At 58.5% G+C, this 15,460-nt stretch carries 18 protein-coding genes; 7 read left to right on the forward strand and 11 right to left on the reverse strand.

Annotation, left to right across the window (positions count from 1 at the left end):
- Positions 1 to 194: 194 nt before the first annotated feature.
- Together ACIX8_RS06360 and ACIX8_RS06365 are read left to right on the forward strand one after the other, a co-directional pair.
- Positions 195 to 1,628 carry a glutamine synthetase family protein gene (locus ACIX8_RS06360; RefSeq protein WP_014264508.1) on the forward strand — a complete coding sequence of 478 codons (1,434 nt, stop codon included), beginning with the start codon at positions 195 to 197 and terminating at the stop codon, positions 1,626 to 1,628.
- Positions 1,629 to 1,920: 292 nt separating this feature from the next.
- Positions 1,921 to 3,324, forward strand: coding sequence for an NADP-dependent isocitrate dehydrogenase (locus ACIX8_RS06365; RefSeq protein ID WP_014264509.1), 1,404 nt, complete (start codon positions 1,921 to 1,923; stop codon positions 3,322 to 3,324).
- Between the two features lie 13 nt (positions 3,325 to 3,337).
- Here the strand turns inward: ACIX8_RS06365 and ACIX8_RS06370 are convergent, their stop codons facing one another.
- Together ACIX8_RS06370 and ACIX8_RS25100 are read right to left on the reverse strand one after the other, a co-directional pair.
- On the reverse strand, positions 3,338 to 3,742 hold the full coding sequence (locus ACIX8_RS06370; RefSeq protein WP_014264510.1) for a type II toxin-antitoxin system VapC family toxin: 405 nt from the start codon (positions 3,740 to 3,742) through the stop codon (positions 3,338 to 3,340).
- A gap of 6 nt (positions 3,743 to 3,748) precedes the next feature.
- Positions 3,749 to 4,021 (reverse strand): type II toxin-antitoxin system Phd/YefM family antitoxin, encoded by a 273-nt coding sequence (locus ACIX8_RS25100; protein WP_014264511.1) that lies wholly within the window; start codon positions 4,019 to 4,021, stop codon positions 3,749 to 3,751.
- Positions 4,022 to 4,196: 175 nt separating this feature from the next.
- On the opposite strand from ACIX8_RS25100, the gene mdh reads away from it, so the two are divergent.
- Complete coding sequence (gene mdh / locus ACIX8_RS06375; protein ID WP_014264512.1) at positions 4,197 to 5,126, forward strand: malate dehydrogenase; 930 nt, start codon at positions 4,197 to 4,199, stop codon at positions 5,124 to 5,126.
- Between the two features lie 250 nt (positions 5,127 to 5,376).
- Here mdh and ACIX8_RS06380 read toward each other — a convergent pair whose 3' ends face one another.
- Positions 5,377 to 5,883, reverse strand: a complete 507-nt coding sequence (locus ACIX8_RS06380) for a peptidylprolyl isomerase (RefSeq protein WP_014264513.1) — start codon at positions 5,881 to 5,883, stop codon at positions 5,377 to 5,379.
- Positions 5,884 to 5,987: 104 nt separating this feature from the next.
- Positions 5,988 to 6,728 (reverse strand): peptidylprolyl isomerase, encoded by a 741-nt coding sequence (locus tag ACIX8_RS06385; RefSeq protein ID WP_014264514.1) that lies wholly within the window; start codon positions 6,726 to 6,728, stop codon positions 5,988 to 5,990.
- Between the two features lie 130 nt (positions 6,729 to 6,858).
- Between ACIX8_RS06385 and ACIX8_RS06390 the strand changes: the two genes are divergently transcribed.
- Entirely contained in the window at positions 6,859 to 7,152 is a 294-nt protein-coding gene (locus tag ACIX8_RS06390) for a putative quinol monooxygenase (protein WP_014264515.1), read from the forward strand.
- 4 nt (positions 7,153 to 7,156) lie between these two features.
- Here ACIX8_RS06390 and ACIX8_RS06395 read toward each other — a convergent pair whose 3' ends face one another.
- Positions 7,157 to 8,314 (reverse strand): dipeptidase, encoded by a 1,158-nt coding sequence (locus ACIX8_RS06395; protein WP_014264516.1) that lies wholly within the window; start codon positions 8,312 to 8,314, stop codon positions 7,157 to 7,159.
- A gap of 124 nt (positions 8,315 to 8,438) precedes the next feature.
- Here ACIX8_RS06395 and ACIX8_RS06400 point away from each other — a divergent pair, with 124 nt between their 5' ends.
- Positions 8,439 to 8,642 carry a hypothetical protein gene (locus tag ACIX8_RS06400; protein ID WP_014264517.1) on the forward strand — a complete coding sequence of 68 codons (204 nt, stop codon included), beginning with the start codon at positions 8,439 to 8,441 and terminating at the stop codon, positions 8,640 to 8,642.
- A 70-nt stretch (positions 8,643 to 8,712) separates the two neighbouring features.
- Here ACIX8_RS06400 and ACIX8_RS06405 read toward each other — a convergent pair whose 3' ends face one another.
- On the reverse strand, positions 8,713 to 9,126 hold the full coding sequence (locus ACIX8_RS06405; RefSeq protein ID WP_014264518.1) for a GlcG/HbpS family heme-binding protein: 414 nt from the start codon (positions 9,124 to 9,126) through the stop codon (positions 8,713 to 8,715).
- Positions 9,127 to 9,478: 352 nt separating this feature from the next.
- Here ACIX8_RS06405 and ACIX8_RS06410 point away from each other — a divergent pair, with 352 nt between their 5' ends.
- Entirely contained in the window at positions 9,479 to 10,243 is a 765-nt protein-coding gene (locus ACIX8_RS06410) for a DUF3050 domain-containing protein (RefSeq protein WP_014264519.1), read from the forward strand.
- 22 nt (positions 10,244 to 10,265) lie between these two features.
- Positions 10,266 to 10,751, forward strand: a complete 486-nt coding sequence (locus ACIX8_RS06415) for a DUF1851 domain-containing protein (RefSeq protein WP_014264520.1) — start codon at positions 10,266 to 10,268, stop codon at positions 10,749 to 10,751.
- 148 nt (positions 10,752 to 10,899) lie between these two features.
- On the opposite strand, the gene tnpA is transcribed toward ACIX8_RS06415, so the two are convergent.
- The 5 genes from tnpA to sdhA all read right to left on the reverse strand — a co-directional run bounded on the left by tnpA (position 10,900) and on the right by sdhA (position 15,406).
- Positions 10,900 to 11,388, reverse strand: a complete 489-nt coding sequence (gene tnpA / locus ACIX8_RS06420; protein WP_014264521.1) for an IS200/IS605 family transposase — start codon at positions 11,386 to 11,388, stop codon at positions 10,900 to 10,902.
- Between the two features lie 384 nt (positions 11,389 to 11,772).
- Complete coding sequence (sdhB, locus tag ACIX8_RS06425; protein ID WP_014264522.1) at positions 11,773 to 12,531, reverse strand: succinate dehydrogenase iron-sulfur subunit; 759 nt, start codon at positions 12,529 to 12,531, stop codon at positions 11,773 to 11,775.
- Positions 12,532 to 12,642: 111 nt separating this feature from the next.
- Entirely contained in the window at positions 12,643 to 12,837 is a 195-nt protein-coding gene (locus ACIX8_RS06430; RefSeq protein WP_014264523.1) for a hypothetical protein, read from the reverse strand.
- Between the two features lie 119 nt (positions 12,838 to 12,956).
- Positions 12,957 to 13,355 (reverse strand): hypothetical protein, encoded by a 399-nt coding sequence (locus ACIX8_RS06435; protein WP_014264524.1) that lies wholly within the window; start codon positions 13,353 to 13,355, stop codon positions 12,957 to 12,959.
- Positions 13,356 to 13,630: 275 nt separating this feature from the next.
- Positions 13,631 to 15,406 carry a succinate dehydrogenase flavoprotein subunit gene (gene sdhA / locus ACIX8_RS06440; protein ID WP_014264525.1) on the reverse strand — a complete coding sequence of 592 codons (1,776 nt, stop codon included), beginning with the start codon at positions 15,404 to 15,406 and terminating at the stop codon, positions 13,631 to 13,633.
- Positions 15,407 to 15,460 lie beyond the last annotated feature (54 nt).

A 15,460-nucleotide genomic window follows, 5' to 3' on the forward strand; every position in this document is an offset into this window, starting at 1 on the left:
TGGTCAAGTCTTCCCATTCATCCGCAATCCAGAAATAGTGGAATCGCGAAGGAACGATGTTGCTTGACGATGAATTTCTGCTAACTTTAGATGTGGCCCAAAGGTTGCCCGCGGCCTCGGTAATTTGTTCCCCCTGCACCGTTCTTGCAAAAATCCATCACCCGGCAGCAAACGCTGTCACCCCAAGGAGTGCCATGTCGAGCGAATTTCGCAATTTTCTGGAGTTGTCCTACGAAGAGCTGGAAGACCTGAACCTGCAGGCCAAAGAGCAGCGCAAGAAGCGCGTAGCCGCAGACGTCATCCAGGAAGAGCGCCTGAAGTATCTTGCGGATACACCCGGCATCAAGGCTGTGACGGTCCTGTTCTCGGACCTCGAAGGCCGCCTGCACATGCTCGACTACGACAAGAAGTTCCTGATCAAGAGCTATGACAACCTGACGTTCGACGGCTCCTCGATCCGCGGCTTTACGGCGCAGCGTGAGAGCGATCTTCGCCTGGGCCTCGACTGGAGCGCGTTCTACTGGACGCCGGCCGATGTGTTCGGTTCGGGCAAGGTGCTGGTGTTCGGCGAAGTCATCGACAAGAACGGCGGACACTACTCGGGTGACCTGCGCGGTGTGTTGAAGAGCTTTGCTACCGAGCAGTTCGAGAAGAACGGTTACACGCTGAACGCGGCCAACGAGATCGAAGGCTTCCTGTTCGACGGTATCGATGCAGAGCGCACGTTCCACGAGACGGGCAAGTTTGAGTACGTCAACCAAGGCGGCTACTACCACTCACTGCCGGGCGACCCGCTGCGCGAGTTCATCGACACGACCGCTGAAGTGCAGCGCGCGATGGGCTTTGAGAATGAAAAGGACCACCCGGAAGTGGCGCCTTCGCAGTTCGAGATCAACTACTCGTACGGCGATGTGGTGGCGGCTGCCGACCAGATCCAGCTCTACAAACTGATCTGCCGCCAGGTTGCGACCCAGATGGGCATGACGGCGAGCTTCCTGCCGAAGCCGGTTACGGGCGTGAACGGCTCGGGTATGCACACCAACGTTTCGATCACGAACAAGAGCGGCAAGAACCTCTTCTGGGATCCGAAGGGCGAGGAGAAGGTCTCGAAGTTTGCATGGGGTTTTGTGGACAAGATCCTGACCCATGGCAACGACCTCTGCCTGCTGCTGAACGCCAGCGTGAATGCGTATCGCCGCCTCGATCCTCACTTCGAAGCTCCGAATCAGATCAAGGCTTCGGCGACGGATCGTGGCTCGATGGTTCGTATTCCGATCGGCAATGAGAAGTCGGCGCGTGTCGAGGTTCGTTCGGTTGGACCGGATGCGAACCCGTACATGGTGCTGTACTCGATCTTCAAGAGCGGCTTGCAGGGCAATACGTCGAAGATCAAGAACCTGCGCCAGGCTGAGCGGTATCTGCCGGACAACATCTATACGGCTCTCGAAGACTTCCGCAATGCGGAGTGGACGACCGAGCTGCTGGGTGAGGATGTGAAGGCTCGCTACGCGGACCTGAAGCAGGCTTCGGCTGATCGCTGCGCACGGTTGCTGGGTACGATCGTCAAGCCGTCAGAGATCCAATTCCACCACGATGTTTATAACCAGTTGCTGTGGGGCCAGTTCTAAGAGGCCCTTTAGCAGTGGGAGATGCCCCGGCTTTGGCCGGGGCATTTTTTTTGTTTCTGGTGGCCGCGTAGCTCGGTCAGTTGTGGTCGTGGCACGGCTTTCGTGGTGACACCGGCAGACAGCAGGTTCCTCGCTTCGCTCGGAATGACAACCAGAAAAGCAAAGGCGAATCAGAGGTTGAGGTTGGAAATCTGTGGTGTGGGCGTTTATCGCTCGGCTTGTGAGTAAGCCGTTGCCAGTTGCATTTTGACGGTGGTAGGTTGGGCGGCATCTTGAAGGAGGGCCCCAACCTATGCAGACCAGTTATAACGACATTCCGGTACCCAGCGACGGACAGGCGATTGAGTATGCCAACGGCAAGTACACTGTGCCGGACCATCCGATCATTCCGTTCATTGAAGGCGATGGTACGGGACGCGATATCTGGAAGGCGTCGCAACGGGTGTTCGATGCGGCGGTTGAGAAGGCCTATGGGGGCAAGCGCTCGGTGAAGTGGTTCGAGGTGCTGGCGGGCGAGAAGAGCTATCGCAAGACACAGAACTGGCTGCCGGACGATACGGTGAAGGCAACGGTGGACTTTCGCGTGTCGATCAAAGGGCCGCTGACGACGCCGGTGGGTGGTGGGATTCGCAGCCTGAATGTGGCGCTGCGGCAGTTGATGGATCTATACCAGTGCGTGCGGCCGGTGAAGTACTACAGCGGTGTGCCGAGCCCGGTGAAGTCGCCTGAAAAGCTGGATGTGGTGATCTTCCGGGAGAACACCGAGGACATCTATGCGGGCATCGAGTTCCGCGAGGGAACGCCGGAGGCTGCGAAGTTCATCGCGTTCGTGAACGATGAGATGCTGAAGGGCACGAAGAAGAAGGTGCGGCTGGACTCGGGTGTGGGAGTGAAGCCGATCTCGATTACGGGATCGAAGCGGCTGGTGCGCGCGGCGATTCAGTATGCGATCGACCATCAGCGCAAGACGGTGACTCTGGTACACAAGGGGAACATTCAGAAGTTCACCGAGGGCGCGTTTCGCGAGTGGGGCTACGAGGTAGCGACGCAGGAGTTTCGTGCGCATACCGTGACCGAGCGGGAGAGCTGGATCCTGGGGAATCTCGAACAGAATCCGAAGCTGACGCCGGAGGAGAACGCGGCGCTGGTGGAACCGGGAATCGAGTTCGCGTCGAAGGAGTTTGGCGAGAGCATCGTGCAGGAGGTGCGCGATGTGGTGGCGAGCATCGGAGCGACGCACGGCAATGGGCAGTGGAAGAACAAGATCCTGGTGAATGACCGCATTGCGGATTCGATCTTTCAGCAGATCATCATTCGGCCTTCAGACTACAGCGTGCTTGCGACGACGAACCTCAATGGCGACTACATCTCCGATGCAGCGGCGGCGCAGGTGGGTGGATTGGGGATCGCTCCGGGAGCGAACATCGGCGATGGCTACGCGGTGTTTGAAGCGACGCATGGAACGGCACCGAAGTATGCGGACAAGGATGTGATCAACCCGGGATCGGTGATGCTTTCGGGCGTGATGATGTTTGATTTTCTCGGCTGGAGTGAGGCCGCGCGGCTGATCGAAAGCTCGATGGAGAAGACCATTCAACAGAAGTTCGTGACGTATGACTTCGAGCGGCAGATGCAGGGTGCGACGAAGGCGAAGACGAGTGAGTTCGCCAGCCGGATGATTGAGAATATGGGGTGAGAGGAGCCGGCCTCTAAACAGCGAAGGGGTTGATAATTGCGACAGGAAACCCTTCGAAGTCACGCACATTACGTGTTGCGACGGTTAGATCGTACGTGAAAGCCTGTGCCGCAATCATGGCATCCGCAAGCATGTCGGATGAATGCCTGGCCATGAATTTTGCTGTCAATTGTGCCGCAGCGCCATCCAGGGGAAGGACGTCGAACGTGGTCGACAATGTCGTTATCCACTGCTCGATCTCTACTGCTTTCGACTTGTCCTGCCGACGAGTTAGTTCAGAGCCTCGTTGGAGTTCGTACAGGGTGATAGAGGACAAAAATAAGTCGTCCAGCTTCTGTGCTCGATACCACTGTAGCAACGCGCCGTGAGGGCGCAGCTTCCGCATTTCGGAGATCACATTCGTATCGAGAATGTACATCGTCTTCTAACGCAGTGACTTTCGTTTCCGGCGCGGGTGACGTTCCGGAACATCAAATGGTGGTGCTGACTGTAAGAACGCCAGTACACGCTCTTTCCGTTCTTCTTCGCTGGCCAACCCGTTGGTCTTATGTTTCTGAGAGCGTTCGTACTCATCCATTGAGACAATAACTGCTTCTTTGACACCGCGTCGGGTAATAATCTGAGGTCCACTACTATGAGCCGACGCGATCACCTCGCTCAACTTTGCCTTTGCTTCTTGTAGTTGCCACGTTGCCATGCGGGACGCTCCTGACCAGGTACCTGACTAGGTTAGCATCGGTGCGAGCAGGCGACAATTGGCCGGTTAGCGGTCAATTGTTCGGCGCCCGGCAGGTATCATTAACAAGACGACACGCAAGAGCCTGCGACCGCGGGCGCTACGGGCGCCATACCCTTCTGGAGAACTTTTCACCATGCGTAAGAAAGTCACTATTGTCGGTGCCGGTAACGTCGGCGCCACTGCCGCTCATTGGATTGCAGCGAAAGAACTCGCGGATGTTGTGCTGATCGATGTGATCGAAGGTGTGCCGCAGGGCAAGGCCCTCGACCTGTCTCAGGCCATGCCGATCGAGAAGCGCGATTGCTCGATCGTGGGTACGAATGACTATGCCGATACCGCGAACTCCGACATCGTTGTGATTACGGCGGGCATTGCTCGCAAGCCCGGCATGAGCCGCGACGATTTGTTGAATACCAACTTCAAGATCATGAGCGAGGTGGTCGAGAAGGTCGTGAAGGCATCGCCGAATACGATCCTCATCATCGTCTCGAACCCACTCGACGCGATGGCGCAGACGGCCTTCAAGAAAGCCGGATTGCCGCGCGAGCGTGTGATCGGCATGGCTGGTGTGCTCGACTCCGCACGCTTCCGCACGTTCATCGCCGAGGAGTTGAAGGTATCGGTGGAGAACGTAACGGCGTTCGTGCTCGGCGGACACGGTGACACGATGGTGCCGCTGTCGCGCTACTCGACGATGGCCGGCATTCCCATCACGGAGCTGATCGAGCCCACACGGTTGAAGGAGCTTGAGACCCGCACGGCCAATGGCGGCGCGGAGATTGTGAAGCATCTCAAGACGGGCTCGGCGTACTACGCGCCTTCGGCGGCGGCTGTGGAGATGGTGGAAGCGATCCTGAAGGACAAGAAGAAGATCCTTCCCTGTGCGGCTTATCTGCAGGGCGAGTATGGCATCAGCGGACTGTACGTCGGTGTGCCTTGCAAGCTGGGGGCCAAGGGCTTGGAGCAGATCATCGAGATCAAGCTTACGGCCGAGGAACAGACTGCGTTGAACAAGAGCGCGGAAGCGGTGCGTGAGTTGTGCACCGTGATTGGCGTTGCTTAGTTGGTTGGCTGGGGGAGATCCGGGCTTTAGCCGTGAAGGGGCTCTTGGCTAAGCGAGCATTCCCTCCGTGGCTAAAGCCACACTAACAATCGTGCAGAGACGGCGGGACTGAAGTCCCGCCCCTTCAAAGCAAAGGCAATCGGCGAGGCAACGAATGCACGAATCAGGACACTAGAGCATGAGTAAAGCGCTCTAAGGACGTACAAAGGGCTCGCCGAGGCGAGCCCTTTGTGTTGCCGCTGAAGCTGAACTAGCTGCGGTTGATGGTGACGCTCTCGAGCACGACTGCTGTCTTGGGGCGGTCCATGCCGTCGCGCGCTACCTTGCTGATCTTTTCGACGATGTCATAGCCTTCGGTGACTTCACCGAAGATGGTGTGCTTGCCCGTGAGCCAGCTGGTGTCGGTGACAGTGATGAAGAACTGCGAGCCGTTGGTGTTGGGGCCGGAGTTCGCCATGGCGAGCTTGCCGGGCTGCTTGAAGTGGTGGGGGCTGCCCTTGGTCTCGTCGGCGAACTTGTAGCCGGGACCGCCCATGCCGTTGCCTTCGGGATCGCCACCCTGGATCATGAACTCGGGGATGACGCGGTGGAAGACGGTTCCGTCATAGAGCTTGGCGCCCTTCTTGGAGCGCGAGTTCCACTCCTTGGTGCCTTCGGCCAGGGCGATGAAGTTGGCGACGGTTTCGGGGGCTTCAGCCTCGAAGAGGTTGCATACGATGGTGCCTTCGGAGGTCTTGAAGGTTGCGGTAGTGGGCATTGTTTCTCCTTACGTGCTTTGGTTGAAGATTGGATGCTCTGGGATAGCTCGTGGGTTTCTATTCAGCGATGAGCTATGAGGAAAACAGCGAAGAGAAAAGGCGGTTATTGCGGCGGATGTTGGGCTGCCACAGGGGGAGTGGCGGGGGCGGCTGCCGGGAGGGCCGGTTCCGGTGGAAGGGGTTGGCCGTCGGGAACGATCGTCACCTTGTTCATGACTACGGGCGTCAGAGGCTTGTCTTCGGCGTTGCGTTCGACGCGTGCGATGGAGGCCACGAGCAGAACGCTATGGGCGTCGCACTGGCCAAAGATGGTGTGCTTGCCGTTGAGGTCGGGTTGGGGAGCTTCGGTGATGAAGAACTGTGAGCCGTTGGTGTTGGGGCCGGAGTTGGCCATGGCAAGACGTCCGGGGATGTCGAAGCGCAGCGCGGGAGAGAATTCGTCTTCAAAGTAGAAGCCTGGGTCACCGCTGCCGGTGCCGAGACGGTCGCCTCCCTGGATCATGAAGCCGGGGATGACGCGGTGGAAGGTTGTGCTGTCGTAGAAAGGCTTGCCGGTGACCTGCTTCTGCGTGGTGGGATCGGTCCAGGCTTTCTTGCCGGTGGCGAGGCCGATGAAGTTGGCGACGGTGAGGGGCGCTTCCTTGTCGAAGAACTTGCAGGTGAGCCGTCCCATCGTGGTATCGATGACGACGGTGGGGCCGGTAGGAGCTGCGGGCGGCTCATCGTGCGCGGTGGTGCTGGGTGCGTCAGGCAGTGCTGCCGGGGTTGGGGTCTGAGCGTAGGCCGCCGCAGAGAGGACGAGCGAGCAGAGGAGAGCTGGGAGCTTGAGGTTCGCGAACGTCATTTCAGGTACAAGGCTACTCCGAAGAGGCGAGCGGGGCAAAGGGGCGGTTTCGATTTATTGGTCTTCACGTAACGTTTCCATGGCATCGTATGTCTCATGGCTGTGTCACATATTAAGGGAGAATTCAATCATGGTTAAAAAAGCAATCTGGGTGATGTTGAAGGCGAAGCCGGGCAAAGAGGCTGAGGTAGAGGCGTTTCTGAGCCAGGGTGGGGCGATGGCGAACGAAGAGCCGCTGACGGTGAACTGGTACGGGGTGAAGATCGCGCCGGGCATGTATGGCGTGTTCGACACGTTCGCTGATGAGGAAGGCCGCGACGCTCATCTGAATGGCGAGATCGCAAAGGCGCTGATGGCGAGCGCGCCTGATCTGTTCTCGAATGAGATCAAGATCGAGAAGATGGAAGTTCTGGCTTCGAAGTAGTGGGCTACTCCTTCGCGGCCTCGGCCTGGACATCGGCGAAGACGCGAAGGAGATTTCCGCCGAGGAGTTTCTTTAACTGCTCCTCGGTGTAGCCGCGCCGCTGGAGTGCGGCGGTGATTTTCGGCAGGTCGGCGGCGCTGGAGATCTCAGCCGGCAGGATGGAAAAGCCGTCGAAGTCCGAGCCGATGCCGACGTGGTCGATGCCCGCAACCTTCGCGACGTGATCGAAGTGGTCGATCAGCGAGTCGAAGGGAGCCAGCGGCATCGTGGGCGCGAGATGCTGTGCGTAGAACGCGCGATCGATGGCAAGAAAAACAGAGTAGGGAACGGGTTCTCCTCGTTCGAGGTAGGGGGCGGTGGCCGCGGCATAGAGCGGCTCGCGCTGCGGCTGGGTGGCGGACCAGGCGGTGCGCCAGTTGTCGTCGATGAAGGACGTGCAGAAGTTCACCATCACGACTCCGTTGTTGGTTGCGACGGCGCAGAGCTGTTCGTCGGTGAGGTTGCGAAGAGTGTCGGTGAGTGCCCGGGCGCTGGAGTGCGACGCGATGATGGGCGCGTGCGTGGTCTGCAGCACATCCCAGAAAGTTTTGTCGGAGACGTGGCTTACGTCGACCATCATGCCCAGGCGGTTCATCTCGCGGATGACGTCGCGGCCGAAGTCGTTGAGTCCGTTGTGGTGGTGCACGCTGGGATTGTCGAGATCGCCGGAGCTGTCGGCCCACTCGTTGGTGTTGGTCCAGGTGAGCGTCATGTAGCGCACGCCCAGGCGATGATAGAGGCGCAGCAGGCCGAGGTCGGCCTCGATGGAATGGCCGCCTTCGATGCCCAGCAGCGCGCAGAAGACGCCGTCCTGATGCGCTTGCACGATGTCCGCGGGGGTGAGGCCGAAGCGCATGGTGGAGGGGTGTTTGCGGAGCTGCTCGTAGACTCCGTCGATCAACTGCAGTGTGCGATAGGCGTAGCGGCCACGCCAGCCTTTGGGCTCAACCCAGATGGCGAAGAACTCCGCGGCAAGGTTGCCCTGGCCAGCGCTGTCGAGGTTCAGCATGCCGGAGTTCAGGGGATCGGAGAAGTTCCAGCCTTCGTCCACGAAGCGTTGCGGGGTGTCGGCGTGACCGTCGATGACGAGGGCGGAGGCGTGGAATTTTGCGGAATCTTGCATGTGATTGAGGCCGCTGACGTTATATCAGTCTGCGAGGTCGATTGTAACAATGCCGGCAATCGCTGCCTGATGGCGCGGCAACCCGTGAGAGCTACAGGCCATCTGTCTAGGGTAGAGGTGACTTATGGCAATCGGTGTAGATTCAACAAAGACTGGAGCACGACCATCGCATGAGGCGATCGAGAGCACGGGCGGCGTTGCGACAAACGTAGCCAAGACCCCCATGCAACGCGTGGACAACACAGCCATGGAAAGCGCCAAGCGTGCACAGAACCGGGTCCACAGCAATGAGACGAAGGAACCGGGGAACTCGATCTTTACGAAGTAAGCCAACAGACAGACGCTCAACGAAGAAGCCCCGCCTGGAGCGGGGTTTCTTGCGTTGATAGGGGTTGAAGTTAGAATGCTGCCGCGCCAGCCTCGGCGACGCTGTGGTCCTGTTCGCCGGAGCCGCCGCTGACACCGATGGAGCCGATGACCTTGTCGTCCTGCTTGATGGGAATGCCGCCGGCGAAGATCATGACCTTGCCGTCGTTGGAGGCGTGGATGCCGAAGAACTGGCCGCCGGATTGCGAGTGCGCTGCGAGCTGGCCGGTCTCGATGTCGAAGGCACGCGAGGTCCAGGCCTTCTTCTGGGAGATGTCGATGGAACCCATCCAGGCGTTCTCCATGCGCTCGAAGGCGAGCAGGTTGCCGCCTGCATCGGCAACGGCGATGCACATGGGCTGCTTGATCTCTTCGGCTTTCTTGGTGGCTGCGGCGATGATGCGGCGGGCGTCGGCGAGTTGCAGGGTCTTGATGGTGGTGCTCATGGGAATCTCCTCTAGCGAGTAACGTGCGCTCTTTGAGATTGTATGCAAAGGATGCGACGCCGGGTTGTGGTGGTGGTTTAGAGAATGATGAAATTCGCCGATGTGTTATGAATGCTGATTCAAAACGTAGAACAAGTGATGTCCTATAAGGGCTTTCCACAGGGAAAGAGAGGGTGCTTGATCCCGCTGCGGTATCGGCTCCGCAGAAGAAAGCAATTCAGTCGTTACGGCTGCGCCTTCACTCCGGCCTGCGGCAGCAAGGTGTAAGTCGTTGTCTCGGTCGTTGTCGGCACGGTTGAAACCGTGCCCTTCCGGTTCGTGGATTCCCTCTCAATGCGGTGATAATGAAGAGGTGAACGTACTGATCAACACCCACTCGATTGAAGGAATTGAAGCGCGAATTGCTCCGCTTCGTGAACGGCTTACACGACATCCGCTTTATGCGGCGATCAAGACTCGGGAGCATCTGCAGCTCTTTATGGAATCGCATGTGTTTGCGGTGTGGGATTTCATGTCTCTGCTGAAGGCTTTGCAGAAGGAGTTGACCTGCGTCTCCGTGCCGTGGACTCCGACGCGCTGGCCGGAGAGTCGTCGCTTCATCAATGAGATCGTGCTGGGAGAAGAGAGCGACCAGTTTGAAGGCCGCGCGGTAAGCCACTTTGAGGTGTACCTGGAGGCGATGGAGGAGTGCGGGGCGGATACGGCGCCCATTCGTACGTTGGTGCAGCGCGCGCCTCATGGCCTTCTGCTGGAGGTTGCGCCTGAGGCGGCACAGGAGTTTGTCCGTGCTACGTTTGCGTTGATCGATCGCGCCAGCGTGCCTGCTATGGCGGCGGCGTTTACGTTTGGGCGGGAAGATGTGATTCCGGATATCTTTCGCGAGCTGGTGCGGGATTTGAATCGTCAGCAGCCGGGGAGTTTTGGAAAGTTCGTCTGGTATCTCGAGCGGCATATCGAGGTGGATGGTGAAGACCATGGGCCGCTCTCGTTGCGGATGGTGGCGGATCTGTGTGGGGATGATGCGGAGTTGTGGGAAGAGGCGGGTGCGGCGGCAGAAGCGGCGATTGAGGCGCGGTTGGCGTTGTGGGATAGGATTCTGGAGTTGATTCAGGGGTAGAGGGAGGCTGGGCAGAGGCTTGATGGCTCTTATGAATATTCAGGACTATCTAATCGACCAGAACGAAAAAGATTGGTCCGAGCTTTTGTCGGGCTGGTCGGATGTATTGCCCCTGTCATTTACGCTTTGGCTGGTGAATCGTTTTGGCGATGTGTTTACCGTCTTTGAAGATGGTTCTGTTCATATGCTCGATCTGGGCGTTGGAGTGATCAAACGGGTAGCGGACAATCGCGACCACTTCGCCATCCAGCTTGATGAAGAGGAGAACGCCAGCAACTGGTTCATGATTCAGCTCGTTGACGGGTGCGTTGCTGCGGGCCTCAAACTGGAACCCAACCAATGTTACGGCTATAAAATTCCACCCATCCTTGGAGGGAAATACACCATTGAAAATGTGGTGCCGTTAAATCTCTCCGAACATTATTCATTTTTGGCCGGCATTTATCGTCAGACTAAAGCTTTGGCGGATGGGACCTCGGTCAAAATGAAGATAGTTATGCCTGAGTAACGAGACGTGGTGGGACCGAGTGCAGGCCCATGAATTTTGTAATAGCGTCTAAACCCAGCCCCGAAGGGGCGGTTTCATCATAGCCCAGGGTGAAACCCTGGGTACGGGATCGCCTGAAATGCAGAGCGCTGTAAGCGCGATCTATCGATCAATCCCACACATACCGTTCATCGTATTCGACGCCGTATTTCTCTAGGAATATTCGATACTCCTGCTGAAATGTGAGGGTCTTGTGATGCTCTTCCTGCATGTCGATATATTTCTTCAACACCTCCAGATCTGAAGAGCCGACGGAAAATACGCCATAGCCGCTCTGCCATGCAAAGTTGGCAAGAGTCGGTGATTGGGCCTTGAGCCATTTTGAGGAGGATATTTTTAGTTCTTTTACAAGCTCTGCAACCGCAAGAGTTTGTGAGAGGAGAATGGCGAGATGGATATGGTCTGCAACGCCTCCTACGCGATAGCATTCACATCCAGCGTTTCGGGTTACGGTCGCGAGATATGCGTGGAGTTTTGGGCGTATCTCTTCTTTGAGAAGCGGTAAGCGATCTTTTGTGCTGAAGATGACGTGGATGAGGAGATAAGAGAGCGATTGCGCCATACAGAGAGGATAGATCGCGCTTACAGCGCTCTGCATTTCAGGGGGTACCTAACCCAGGGTTTCACCCTGGGCTATGATGGGGCCGCCCCTTCGGGGCTGGGGTCGTGCCTGGTTATACGCCGTGGCATTTACGGTCAGGGTTCCAGTTTATGTATCTGGTATTTCGTGGCCCCGTAGTAAAGATGTGTGGACTTTGAGGGTCTCGCCCCCACATATGGAACATGGTCGAGGTGGCAGGAGAGCAATTGCGACATCCAGAGAAGATGGATCGCGCTTACAGCGCTCTGGGTTTCAGGGGGGGACCGTAACCCAGGGTTTCACCCTGGGCTATGATGGAGCCGCCCCTTCGGGGCTTGAGTGCGTGCCTGCTTTGATCGGTGGGCTTCCGTAGAAGCGCTGTTCGCAGTAACTGTCCAGCAACTACCGCGTAAAGAGATCCTTCACCTGTTGCACGAATACATCGCGGCCCATGTCGCTGATGGCCTCGGTGAGGGGAAGGCCCTTGGGGCAGGCCTGGACGCAGTTCTGGGCGAAGCCGCACTCCTGGATGCCGCCGTCGCCTGCCAAGGCGCGGAGACGATCTTCCTTGAGCACGGAGCCGGCAGGGTCCATGTTGAAGAGACGGGCCTGGGCGATGGTGGCCGCGCCGACGAAGCCGGTCGCGTCGTTGAACTGCGGGCAGACCTCCATGCAGATGGTGCAGGAGATGCAGTTGGAGAGCGGATAGCGCTGCTCCTGCACCTGCGGGAACTGGCGGGGTGCGGGGCCGAGGTCGTAAGTGCCGTCGATCGGCACCCAGGCCTTGACGGCCTTCAGGTTCTCGAAGAGCACCGAACGGTCGACCGCGAGGTCGCGAACGACAGGGAACTTGCTCAGGGGCGCGAGCCTGATGGGCTGTTCGAGTTTGTCGACCAGCGCGGAGCAGGCCATCATCGCCTTGCCGTTAATGAGCATCGCGCAGGAGCCGCAGATCTCTTCCAGGCAGTTCGAGTCGTAGGTGATCGGCGTGGTCTCGACGCCGGTGACGGTCGTGGGGTTGAGCGCGATCTCGCCGAGCAGCGAGGTGATGTTCATGTTCGGGCGATAGGGAATCTCAAAGGCTTCGGTCGTGGCTTTGCCGTCCGGCGTGGACTGGCGTTTGATTTCGACCTTGATCGTCCTGGTGGCTGCTTGTGCCATGTTGGTATTCCCTCGCTTTTTTCTCTTACCGCAGACTTCTCTGGTGCTACACAGGGATCACGCGCGAGCGGTTTGAATGCCGCCCGTGGCGACCCTGATGGCGGAAGAGGCCTAGTGGCTGCTGGCGAATATGTGGTGCCGCTTGTGTTCCAGCGAGACCAGAATGCCTTCTTCCAGTGACATCGGCAGGCGGCCCTTTTCTGCCAGGGTGTCCCGCTTGCTGTGGAGGTTGATGTTATACGTGACCATCCCAACAACGACGGCCACGTAGACGGTTGCGAGCGTGATGTACAGTAGGTCGATCATGCACCGTTAGATGGCGAAATCAGCGACCACGGATAGTGTTTCCCGTACGGTTGTGGGCCTACGCCCGTTTCGTGTTGGGCACGCTTGGAGCCGTGCCCTTTCAAGACATAAGAACTTTGCTATTCCGAAATTCCTGTGACGGTGCATCGCCATAGGGTGTTATCCGGTAGAAGTAGCTCATATTCCTGGAATAATAGAGCGCTCTTCGTTTTATGAGGATCCTTCAAAAGTCGCGCCTGATAATCTCCCAGTAACAGATCGTAGGGTTGGACGGGACTGTACGATCTCGTTTGCAATTCAACTTTTTTCCCATTGAGGATGGCGTCCACGTACGTTACGTCGTAGTTCTGAGGCGTGCCAATGTCTTCAGTGCGGTAATGCAGACCGGAAACATGCACTTTAATCGGGTAAACCACTCCCGGTTTTGGATGTGGCAGTTCGTCCCCAAAACGCGTCTTCTGACCGCGTGCTGCGAAGCAACAAAAGCCGATCGCCAAAGCAACAAGGAACTTTCTCATTCTTACCTCATTGATTGAACCCAAGCGCTTCAATCTAGTTATGTGCCGAAGGGATGAGTCGGGCTTACAGCCCTCGGATCTTCTTTGGCACCTGACCCGGGGCTAGGCCCTGGGCTGGTATGAGACGGGCCTTCAGCCCTACAGCAACAACCTGGTCCTGCGATAAAAGCCTGGGCCTATGGCGGGGAGCAGATTCCCTTCGGGAATGACAACAAGAAAAACAAAGGCAACAAGAAAAGCAAAGTCAACTGCAACGACAAAAGCAAAGGCAAAAGCTAGGCGGTGGCGTCGTAACGGCGCGGCCGTGGGGTGATGAACTGGGTGTCTACCTCTTCGAACTCGAAGGCGGGAGCGCCGTCTTTGTAGGAGGCCTTGGTGGTCTTGAGGAACTTTTCGTCGTTGCGCTCGGGGAAGTCGGGCTTGTAGTGCGCGCCGCGGCTCTCGTCGCGGAGACGGGCTCCCTGCACGATCACGCGGCCGAGCTCGAGCATGTTGTAGAGCTGGCGGGTGAAGGCGAAGCTGGTGTTGGCCCACTGGCTCTTGTCCGAGAGGTTGACGTTCCGGTAGCGCTCGAGCAGCTCGACGATCTTGGCGTCGGCTTCATCCAGGCCTGAGTTATACCGAATGATCGTCGCGTGCTTGGTCATGGTCTCGCCCAGCTCGCGCCAGATCTTGAAGGGGTTCTCCGTGCCCTTGTTGTTCAGCAGGGCGGAGTTCATCTCCTTCTGGCGGGCCAGTTCTGCGGCGTGGCCACCGTCGCCTTCCTGGGCCGGCAGGGCCTTGGCGTAGGCCATCGCCTGCGGTCCGGCGACGAAGCCGCCGTAGATGCAGGAGAGCAGCGAGTTCGCGCCGAGGCGGTTGGCTCCGTGGATCGAATAGTCCGCTTCGCCCGCGGCGTAGACGCCGGGGATGTTGGTCTGCTGGTTGAAGTCCACCCAGAGGCCGCCCATGGTGTAGTGCATGCCGGGGAAGATCTTCATCGGGACTTCGCGGGGGTCGTCGCCGACGAACTTCTCGTAGATCTCGAGGATGCCTTCGAGCTTGCGGTCGAGAGTAGCGCGATCGATGTGCGTGAGATCGAGGTAGACCATCGGCTGGCCGTCGATGCCCATGCCGTGTTCGTAGACGACCTTGAAGATGGCGCGGGTGGCGACGTCACGCGGCACGAGGTTGCCGTACTTCGGGTACCATTCTTCAAGGAAGTACCAGCGATCGGCCTCGGGGATGGAGCGGGCGACGCGTTTGTCGTTCTTGTCGCGGGGTACCCAGACGCGTCCGCCTTCGCCGCGTGCGGATTCGGACATGAGGCGAAGCTTGTCTTCGCCGGGGATGGCGGTGGGATGAACCTGGATGAACTCGCCGTTGGCGTAAAAGGCTCCCTGCTGGTAGAGGGCTGACTGGGCGGAGCCGGTGCAGACGACGGAGTTGGTGGACTTGCCGAAGATGGCTCCGTTGCCGCCGGTGCAGACGATGACGGCGTCGGCGGGGAAGGTGCGGGTCTCCATGGAGCGGAGGTCCATCGCGCAGATGCCGCGTGCGGCGCCCTTGGAGTCGAGCACGGCGGAGAGGAACTCCCAGCCTTCGTACTTGGTGACCTTGCCTTCGGACTCGTAGCGGCGTACCTGCTCGTCGAGCGCGTAGAGCAATTGCTGGCCGGTGGTCGCGCCCGCGAAGGCGGTGCGGTGGTAGAGCGTGCCGCCAAAGCGGCGGAAGTCGAGCAGGCCTTCCGGGGTACGGTTGAAGGGCACGCCCATGCGATCGAGGAGATCGATGATGGCGGGGCCCTGCGCGGTCATGGCCTTGACGGGCGTCTGGTTGGCGAGGAAGTCGCCGCCGTAGATGGTGTCGTCGAAGTGCTTGAGGACGTCGTCGCCTTCGCCCTTGAGGTTCTTGGCGGCGTTGATGCCGCCCTGGGCGCAGACCGAGTGCGAGCGCTTGACCGGGACGATGGAGAAGAGGTCGACGGTGCCGCCGGCTTCGGCGATCTTGATGACGGCGGAGAGACCGGCGAGGCCTCCTCCGACGACGATGATTCTGGGTGTAGCTGCCATTCCGTACCTCAGGGGCTTAGCCCCGTTCTAAGTTAGGCGTTTGGCGGCATGGAT

Source organism: Granulicella mallensis MP5ACTX8, from assembly GCF_000178955.2.
GTDB classification, from domain to species: domain Bacteria; phylum Acidobacteriota; class Terriglobia; order Terriglobales; family Acidobacteriaceae; genus Granulicella; species Granulicella mallensis.

Coding starts and splice junctions, on each gene's coding strand:
- sdhA (WP_014264525.1), bottom strand. CDS start 15,406: ATGGCAGCTACACCCAGAATCATCGTCGTCGGAGGAGGCCTCGCCGGT.
- ACIX8_RS06395 (WP_014264516.1), bottom strand. CDS start 8,314: ATGCAAGATTCCGCAAAATTCCACGCCTCCGCCCTCGTCATCGACGGT.
- tnpA (WP_014264521.1), bottom strand. CDS start 11,388: ATGCAGAGCGCTGTAAGCGCGATCTATCCTCTCTGTATGGCGCAATCG.
- ACIX8_RS06390 (WP_014264515.1), top strand. CDS start 6,859: ATGGTTAAAAAAGCAATCTGGGTGATGTTGAAGGCGAAGCCGGGCAAA.
- mdh (WP_014264512.1), top strand. CDS start 4,197: ATGCGTAAGAAAGTCACTATTGTCGGTGCCGGTAACGTCGGCGCCACT.
- ACIX8_RS06435 (WP_014264524.1), bottom strand. CDS start 13,355: ATGAGAAAGTTCCTTGTTGCTTTGGCGATCGGCTTTTGTTGCTTCGCA.
- ACIX8_RS06360 (WP_014264508.1), top strand. CDS start 195: ATGTCGAGCGAATTTCGCAATTTTCTGGAGTTGTCCTACGAAGAGCTG.
- ACIX8_RS06365 (WP_014264509.1), top strand. CDS start 1,921: ATGCAGACCAGTTATAACGACATTCCGGTACCCAGCGACGGACAGGCG.
- ACIX8_RS06415 (WP_014264520.1), top strand. CDS start 10,266: ATGGCTCTTATGAATATTCAGGACTATCTAATCGACCAGAACGAAAAA.
- ACIX8_RS25100 (WP_014264511.1), bottom strand. CDS start 4,021: ATGGCAACGTGGCAACTACAAGAAGCAAAGGCAAAGTTGAGCGAGGTG.
- sdhB (WP_014264522.1), bottom strand. CDS start 12,531: ATGGCACAAGCAGCCACCAGGACGATCAAGGTCGAAATCAAACGCCAG.
- ACIX8_RS06380 (WP_014264513.1), bottom strand. CDS start 5,883: ATGCCCACTACCGCAACCTTCAAGACCTCCGAAGGCACCATCGTATGC.
- ACIX8_RS06405 (WP_014264518.1), bottom strand. CDS start 9,126: ATGAGCACCACCATCAAGACCCTGCAACTCGCCGACGCCCGCCGCATC.
- ACIX8_RS06430 (WP_014264523.1), bottom strand. CDS start 12,837: ATGATCGACCTACTGTACATCACGCTCGCAACCGTCTACGTGGCCGTC.
- ACIX8_RS06400 (WP_014264517.1), top strand. CDS start 8,439: ATGGCAATCGGTGTAGATTCAACAAAGACTGGAGCACGACCATCGCAT.
- ACIX8_RS06385 (WP_014264514.1), bottom strand. CDS start 6,728: ATGACGTTCGCGAACCTCAAGCTCCCAGCTCTCCTCTGCTCGCTCGTC.
- ACIX8_RS06370 (WP_014264510.1), bottom strand. CDS start 3,742: ATGTACATTCTCGATACGAATGTGATCTCCGAAATGCGGAAGCTGCGC.